The sequence below is a fragment of the Streptomyces sp. NPDC002793 genome (assembly GCF_040295485.1).
GTDB lineage: Bacteria > Actinomycetota > Actinomycetes > Streptomycetales > Streptomycetaceae > Streptomyces.
The window spans coordinates 23515-32306 of sequence record NZ_JBEOVL010000062.1; the positions used below are offsets into that span (position 1 = coordinate 23515).

Genomic DNA, 8792 nt, shown 5'->3' on the forward strand with positions numbered 1-8792 from the left:
TCCGGGGGCGGCCGCGGGTCAGGGCCCGGCGTAGCCCTGGTCGATCATGGCGAACAGGTCGTCGTTACCGGCATCGGCGAACCCGGGTTCGTCCGGGTCGTCCGCCCACGCGGCCAGCAGCACCCGCAGGCGCCGGGTCACGCGGTCCCGGTCCGCGTCGTCGGCCGGCACCGAGGCCAGCAGCGCCTCGGCCTGCTCCAGCGCTGTCAGGCCCGCGTCCAGCGCAGAAACCTCGACCGGAGCGAGCTCGACCCGCAGGTGCGCGGCCAGCAGCTCCGCGGTGGGATGGTCGAACACCAGCGTCGAGGGCAGCCGGAGCCCGGTCAGCCGGTTGAGGTGGTTGCGGAACTCGACCGAGGTCAGCGAGTCGAATCCGAGGTCGTTGAACGCGCGGTCGGAGGGCACCGAGGCCGACGACGGGTGCCCCAGGACACGGGCCGCGCCGGTGCGGACCAGGTCGGTCAGCAGCCGCAGCCCGTCCTCGGCCGACATCGCGCCCAGCCGGTCGTGCAGTGCCTCGCCGCTCCCGGATCCGCCCTCCGCGACCCGGCGCACCGCCGTCTTCAGCAGCCCGCGCAGCAACGGCGGCACCACCTCGTCGGCCTCGGGCCGACGGCTGGCGTCGAGCGGGACGGCCGCAACCAGAGCCAGGTCCCGGACAACTGCCGCGTCGTAGAGCGCGAGCCCGGACTCCTCGGTGATCGGGACGAACCCGGTCCGGGCCATCCGGCGCACCGCGGCCTCGTCGAGCGTGCCGGCCATGCCGCCCGTGGCCGTCCACGCGCCCCACGCCACCGACTGGCCCGGCAGGCCGCTCGCGCGGCGGTGCTGGGCCAGCGCGTCGAGGAAGGTGTTCCCGGCCGCGTAGTTGGCCTGACCGGCGTTGCCGAACAGCCCGGCGGCGCTGGAGAACATCGTGAACGAGACCAGGTCGATATCGCGGGTGAGCTCGTGCAGATGCCATGCGCCGTCGACCTTCGCCGCGAGTACGCCGTGCAGCTGCGTCCCGGTCATCGTCGCCACGACGCCGTCGTCGAGCCGGCCCGCCGCGTGCACCACGGCGGTCAGCGGGTGCGCCGCCGGGATCGAGCCCAGCAGCGCTTCGACAGCCGTGCGGTCGGCGACATCGCAAGCCACGACGCTGACATCGGCGCCCAGCTCACCCAGCTGACCGGCGAGCTCGCGCGCGTCCGGCGCGTCCGGGCCGCTGCGGTTGGTCAGCACCAGCCGCGTGGCACCGTGGCGTTCGACCAGGTGCCGGGCCAGCAGGCCGCCCAGCGCGCCGGTGCCGCCGGTGATCAGCACGGTGCCCGCCGGGTCCGGGGTGCGGGGAAGGGTGAGCACCGCCTTCCCGATGAGCGTCGCCTGGCTGAGCGCGCGGAACGCTTCCGGGGCACGGCGCACGTCGTAGACGGTGATCGGTTGCGGGGTCAGGGAGCCGTCGGTGAAGTACGCCGAGAGCGCGTCGAGCATCTCCCGGGTACGGTCGGGACCGGCATCCTGGACGTCATAGACCTGGTAGCGCACACCGGGGTACTGCGCGGCGACCCGGTCGGCGTCGCGGACGTCGGTCTTGCCCATCTCCAGGAACCTGCCGCCACGCGGCAGCAGCCGCAGCGACGCGTCGACGAACTCCCCTGACAGGCAGTCGAGCACGACGTCGACCCCGGCCCCGCCGGTGGCATCGAGGAATGCCGGTTCGAAGTCCAGGGTCCGGGAGTTGGCGATCCGGGCCGTGGGGATGCCACGGCCGCGCAGGGTGTCCTGCTTGCCGGGGCTCGCGGTCGCGTAGACCTCGCCGCCCAGCACCCCGGCCAGTTGTACAGCGGCCGTCCCCACCCCGCCGGCCGCGGCGTGCACCAGCACGGACTCGCCCGGCCGCAGGTCCGCGAGGTCGACGAGGCCGTAGTATGCGGTGAGGAACGCGACGGGGACCGCAGCGCCCTGCTCGTAGCTCCAGCCCTCGGGCAGCCGGGTCAGCCAGCGGTGGTCGGTGACCGCGACCGGCGCGAACGCCGCCGGGCACAGGCCCATCACCCGGTCCCCGGGCGCGAGGTCGCTCACTCCGGGGCCGACTTCGAGGACGTCTCCGGCCAGTTCGCCGCCGATGCCGTCCAGCCCGGGCACGATCGCCAGCGCGACCATGACGTCCCGGAAGTTCAGGCCCGCGGCCCGAACCGAGACGCGCACCTCGTGCGGACCCAGCGGGCGCCGCGCTTCGGGGAACGGCACCAGCGTCACCGCGTCGAGCGTGCCCCCGCCCGTGCTGTCGAGCCGCCACGGACCCGCCGGGGGCACCAGCGAACCGGCGGTGTCCGCTCCGGCCAGGCGAGGCGCGTACGCGACCCCCGCCCTCAGCGCGAGCTGCGGCTCACCCTGCCCGAGCACCCTGGGCAGCAGAGCCAGCGAGGCCGGGTCCTCGTCGACGTCGACGAGGGTGTACTTCGCGGTTTGCTCGCTCTGCGCGGACCGTACCAGCCCCCACACCACCGAGGCACCGAGATCCGGAACGTCCTCGTCGGGGCCGACCGCGATCGCGCCGCGCGTCACCACGGCCAGCTCACCGTCCGGCGCGGACCGGACGGAGGCGAGGACGCGTTCGGCGTGCGCGTGTGCGGCGGCCACGGTGTCGCCCGGCTCGCTGCGCACGCAGAGCACGGAGATGTCGTCCCCGATCACGTCGTGGTTCGCGGCGGCGAGGTCGAACACGTCCCCGTCGAGCAGCACCAGCGAGCGCGGCTCACCGGCGGGCACCGTCGTCGTCCAGTCCACCCGGAACAACGAGCTGTCACCGGCCGGTGCCCGTTCGGCCGGGACCTCCCGCAGCACCAGGGAATCCGCGGTGGCCACCGGCTGACCGGAGGGATCGGCCAGTTCGACGCGCCAGCCCTCACCCACCGGGCTCAGCCGCACCCGCGCCACCGACGCCCCGGTGGCCGCGCAGCGGACCCCGGTCCACACGTAAGGCAGCCGAACGCCGTCCCCTTCCCGCGCGGCCAGCGAGAGGCCGTGGAGGGCCGCGTCCAGCAGGGCGGGGTGCAGGCCGTAGGCCCCGGCCTCCTCGGCGGCCGCCTCCGGCAACGCGAGGTCGGCGAACACGTCGTCCCCGCGCCGCCACGCCGCGCGCAGGCAGCGGAAGGTGGGCCCGTAGCCGTACCCTGCCGCCTCCAGCGCGGGGTACAGAGACGAGACGTCCAGAGCCTCGCCGTCGGCGGGCGGCCAGGCGAGGGCCCAGTCCGACGCCTGGGCGGAGGTCTCCTCGGCGTGCACCGTCGCGGACGCGTGGCTCACCCAGTCACCGCCGACGGGACGCGAGTGCACGGACACCGCACGCCGCCCGTCGTCCTCCGCAGCGTCCATCCGCACCTGGACGTCGACGGTGGACCCCTCGGGCAGGCGCAGGGGCGACTGGAGCACCAGTTCCTCGACGACGGTGGACCCGCCGTGATCAGCGGCCTGCGTGACCAGTTCGACGAACGCGCTGCCGGGCAGCAGGGGTGTCCCGCCCACCGAGTGTTCGCCCAACCACGGCAGCGCGGCGGCCGAAAGCGTGCCGGCGAGCACGACACCGTCGTCGGCCAGGGTGATCCTCGTGCCCAGCAGCGGGTGGCTCAGCGGGGTCAGCCCACCGCCACGCGCGCCCGCACCGGCGGGGCTGCGTGGCAGCCAGTACCGCGACCGTTGGAACGCATACGTCGGCAACTCGACCCGGCGGGCGGGCCGGCCGGCGAACACGCCCTCCCAGTCCACTTCGGCACCGTGCGCGTGAGCGGTCGCCACCGCCCGCAGCAGACAGGCCGGCTCGTCCCGCTCGCGGCGCAGCAGAGCCACGTGGGGGAGATCATCCGGTGCGCTCGCGGTCAGGGAGGCGTCGGGCCCGACTTCCAGGCAGAGCCCGATCCCGTCGGCGCGCAGGGTCGCGTGGACGTCGGCGAACCGCACGGTGTCGCGCACCTGCCGGGCCCAGTACTCCGGGGCCGCCCACTCCGCGGCGGTCTGTGCGGTGCCGGTGACGCTGGAGAAGATCGGCAGCTTCGGCGCGTGAAAGGTCAGGGACGACGCCAGCGCCGTGAACTCGGCCAGCATGGGCTCCATCCGCGCGGAGTGGAACGCGTGGCTGACCCGCAGCCGCCGCACCCGCCGACCGGTTCCAGCCAGCCTGTCGGCGATCGCGGTGACGACATGGTCGTCGCCGGAGACCACGACGGCGTCCGGGGCGTTCACCGCGGCGAGGGACGCACCCGGGCCGAGCAGGGGCACGACCTCCGACTCGGGTGCGGCGATCGCGACCATCGCGCCCCCTTCCGGTAGCTCCCCCATCAGCTGTCCGCGCGCCGCGACCAGCGCACAGGCGTCGGCCAGGTCCAGCACGCCCGCGACGTGCGCGGCGGCCAGCTCACCGACGGAGTGCCCGGCGACCGCGTCCGGCCGTAGCCCCCACGACTCCAGCAGCCGGAACAACGCGACCTCGACGGCGAAGGTGGAGGTCTGGGTGAACACGGTCCGGTCGAGCACGGCACCGTCGTCCCCGAACAGCACAGGCCGCACCGGCGTCGCCAGAAACCGGTCGAGCTGGTCGCAGACCTCGTCGAGCACCCGCGCGAACACCGGGAACGCTTCGTACAGCCCCCGGCCCATGCCCACACGCTGCGCGCCTTGGCCGGTGAACAGGAACGCCGTCCTCGGCGTACCCGCCACGACGATGTCGTCCAGGCCGACCGCGCCCAGCTCCGCGAGAAGGCCGTCCCGGTCGGCGGCGGTCAGCGGCACCCGGTGGCGCAGGGGCGACCGGCCGGTTCCCAGGACGTGGAGCGCATCGACGGCGGTGAGCCCGGGCCGCTCGCGCAGATGCCCGGCGAGCGCCTCCGCCTGCGCGAGCACGGCTTCCGGAGTGTGCCCGGACAGCACACCCGACGCGGGCAGCGGTATCACTGGCGGTACGGGGGCGGTCTCGTCCGGGACGACCCCTTCGAGGATCACGTGGGCGTTGGTCCCGCTCACGCCGAACGCGGACACCGCGGCCCGACGCGGACCCGCGGGCCACGGCCGCGCGCCGGTGAGCAGCGACACCGAGCCGGGGCCCCAGTCGATCTGCCCGGACGGCTCGTCGGCGTGCAGCGTGGCAGGCAGCGTCCCGTGTCGCATGGCGAGGATCATCTTGAGGACGCCCGCGATACCGGCGGCCGCCTGGGTGTGCCCGAGGTTGGACTTGACCGAGCCGAGCCACAGGGGATCGTCGCGGTCCTGACCGTAGGTCGCCAGCAGGGCCTGTACCTCGATCGGGTCGCCGAGTGAGGTACCGGTGCCGTGCCCCTCCACGACCTGGACGTCCGTCGTGGACAGGCCGGCGCCAGCCAGTGCGGCCCGGATGACCCGCTGCTGTGAGGGGCCGTTGGGGGCGGTCAGCCCGTTGGACGCTCCGTCGGAGTTGATCGCGGAGCCGCGCACCACCGCCAGCACGTCGTGGCCGTGACGCCGGGCGTCCGACAGCCTTTCCAGCAGCACCAGTCCCGCACCCTCGCCCCATCCGGTCCCGTTCGCGCCCGCACCGTAGGACCGGCACCGGCCGTCCGCCGACAGGCCACCCTGGCGGCTGAAGTCGACAAAGGTGGCGGGCGTCGACATGACGGTCACACCACCCGCGAGCGCCAGATCGCACTCACCCCCGCGCAGCGCCTGGGCGGCCAGGTGCAGCGAGACCAGCGAGGACGAGCACGCCGTGTCGATGCTCACCGCCGGTCCCTCCAGCCCCAGCACGTAGGCGACCCGGCCGGACAGCACACTGCCCGCGGTACCCAGCCCGCCGTAGCCGCCGGTCTCGGACGACGGGTCGTGCAGCCACGAGCCGTAGTCGTTGTACATGACCCCGGCGAAGACACCGGTCCGGGTGCCGCGCAACGAGTCCGGCGCGACGCGGGCGTGTTCGAGCGTCTCCCAGGCGACTTCCAGCAGCACGCGCTGCTGGGGGTCCATCGCCGAGGCCTCACGCGGGGCGATGCCGAAGAACTCCGCGTCGAACCGGTCCGCGTCGTGCAGGAACCCGCCGTGACGGGTGTAGCTCTTGTCAGGGGTACCGGGAACGGGGTCGTAGAGGGCGTCGACGTCCCAGCCGCGGTTCGACGGCATTTCCGAGATGGCGTCCGTGCCGCTCACGACGAGGTCCCAGAGCTGGTCGGGCGTGTGCACGCCGCCGGGGAACCGGCAGCCCATCCCGACCACGACGATCGGGTCGTCGGCGGGCGTCGCGACGCGGGCGGTGGTGACCGGGCGGGATGTCGTCGCGTCGGCGAGCAGGTGCCGGGCGAGCGCGACCGGGGTCGGGTGGTCGAACACGAGCGTCGCGGGCAGCCGCTGCCCGAGGGCGGTGCCGAGCGCGGTACGGAACTCGACCGCGGCCAGCGAGTCGAAGCCCAACTCCTGGAAGCTGCGCCGCGGCTCGACATCGGCCGCGCTGCGGTGGCCGAGCACCGTGGCGGCGGTGGCCAGCACGACGTCGAGTACCTGCCGTTCGGCGTCGGCCTCGGACAACGAGCCCAGCCGCGCGGCGAGACCGAGGGTGGCGGCGCGCGCCGGTTTCGGGGCGAGGTCGCGGAGGATCGGGGGCAACGACCCGTCGGCGGCGGACGCGCGCAGCCGTGCCCGGTCGAGCGCGACCGGGGCCAGGCCCGTGGTGCCGATCGAGAGGGCGGCGTCGAAGAGGGCGGCCCCCTGCGCGTCGCCGATGTCGCGGAGTCCGGCCCGCGCCATCCGGCGGGCGGCCAGCGGTGAGACGGAGGCGGCCATGCCCTCGCCCGCAGCCCAGGCGCCCCACGCGAGGGACTGCGCCGGGATCCCGGACTCGGCCCGGAGCCGGACGGCGAACGCGTCGAGGTAGGCATTGGCGGCGGCGTAGGCGGCCTGGCCGGCACCACCCAGCAAGCCGGACGCGCTGGAGAACAGCACGAACGCGCGCAGGTCGAGGTCCCGCGTCGCCTCGTGCAGGTGCCAGGCACCGTCGACCTTCGGAGTGAGCACCCGGTCGATGCGCTCCGGGGTAAGGGAGGTGGCCAGGCCGTCGTCGAGGGTGCCGGCCAGGTGCAGCACCGCGGTCAGCGGGTTCTCCGTGGACGCGACGGCCGGCAGCGCCGCCACCGCGGCCGGGTCGGCGAAGTCACACGCCACGACATCGACGGCCGCGCCCAGCGTGCGCAAATCGGCCGTCAGCGCCATCGCGCGTGGATCGTCGGGGCCGCCACGGTTGGTCAGCAGCAGCCGTCGCACGCCGTGGTGAGCCACGAGGTGCCGGGCGAGCAGCGCGCCGAGGGCGCCGGTGCCGCCGGTGATCAGCACGGTGCCGTCGCCGAGGTCCGGTTCGCCGGGCTCCGCCGTCACTGCGGTCAGACGCGGTACGAGGACGCTCCCGGCCCGCACGGCCAGGCGGGGCTCGTCGGCATCCAGCACGGGCAGGAGGCCGGCGAGGTCACCCGGGTCGGCGTCGGCCAGCACGATCCGGCCCGGGTGCTCCGTCTGCGCCGCGCTCAGAAAGCCCCAGCAGGCCGCGAGGGCCGGGTCCGGGACCGTGTCGGCGGAGGCCGCGACGGCACCCGGCAGCACCGGTACGAGCAAGGATTCGGCGTACCGGTCGTCGCTCAGCCACGACCGGCACAGCTCCCAGACAGCCTTGACGGCTTGGTGGACAGCGGTGGGAGCCGACGCGTCGGCCCCGACGGTCACGAACACCACGTCCGGTACATCGTCGAGGTCCGGCAGACCACCGGTCCCGAGAGGCACCGTCGTCCAGGACCGGGGTGCCGGAGCGGGCGGTTCCGCCAGGGGCCGCCAGACGGTCTCGAAGAGCGCGTCACGCAGCGGGTCGGGGGTGGCCGACGCGATCTCGCGCAGGGCCAGCGATTCGACGTGGAAGACCGGTGCGCCTTCGGGATCCGCAGCGACGACGGAGAAGGACTCCGGCCCGGATGCCGTGATGCTCACGCGAAGAGCGTTGGCGCCGCGGGCCGAGAGGGAGACGCCGGTCCAGCTGAAGGGCACCCGCGGTGCCGTGTCCGCGCTGTGCAGGAACACGGCCGCGTGCAGAGCCGCGTCGAACAGCGCGGGGTGGATGCCGAACGCGCCCGGCGGGGTCTCCGGTGGCAGGACGACATCGGCGTATACGGTCTCACCCAGCCGCCAGGCCGCACGCAAGCCGTGGAAGGCGTCGCCGTACTCGACGCCGCCGTGGGCCGCGAACGCGTCGTGCAGGTTTTCGGTGGTAAGGGCTTCCGCACCGGGTGGCGGCCACGCGTCGGCGGGGGCAGGCGACGGGGGAGTGCCCGTGGTGAGCGAGCCGCTGGCGTGCAGCACCCACGGCAGGTCGACGTCGGGGCGGGCGTGCACGGCGACGGCAGCGGTACCGTCGCCGCCGTGCGTGACGGTGAGCTGGAGGTCGACGCCGCCGTCGTCGGGCAGGGCGAGGGGTTCGTGGAGGGTCAGCTCCGCGAGGGTGCCGAAGCCGTCGCGCGCGCCTGCGTGCAGGGCGAGTTCGGCGAAGGCCGTGCCGGGGACGATCGGGATGTCCCCGAGCCGGTGGTCGGCCAGCCACGGCTGGTCCGCACGGGAAATGTGCCCGGTGTGGAGATGGGCCGGTGCTCCGGCGAGGGCGAGGGAGCCGGTGAGCAGCGGGTGAGAGGCAGGAAGCACGGGGGCTGGTTTGCCGGTGCCGGTGAGCCAGTAGTTCTGGTGTTGGAAGGCGTAGGTCGGCAGGTCCACCCGGTTTCGTCCGGGCAGCACGGCCTTCCAGTCGACATCGTGACCGC

The 8792-nt window shown here is 74.3% G+C and carries 1 protein-coding gene; it reads right to left on the reverse strand.

The window, feature by feature from the left end; translation table 11 throughout:
• Nucleotides 1-18: 18 nt before the first annotated feature.
• Nucleotides 19-8766 carry an SDR family NAD(P)-dependent oxidoreductase gene (locus ABT001_RS33140; RefSeq protein ID WP_351285126.1) on the reverse strand — a complete coding sequence of 2916 codons (8748 nt, stop codon included), beginning with the start codon at nt 8764-8766 and terminating at the stop codon, nt 19-21.
• Between the last annotated feature and the right edge of the window lie 26 nt (nt 8767-8792).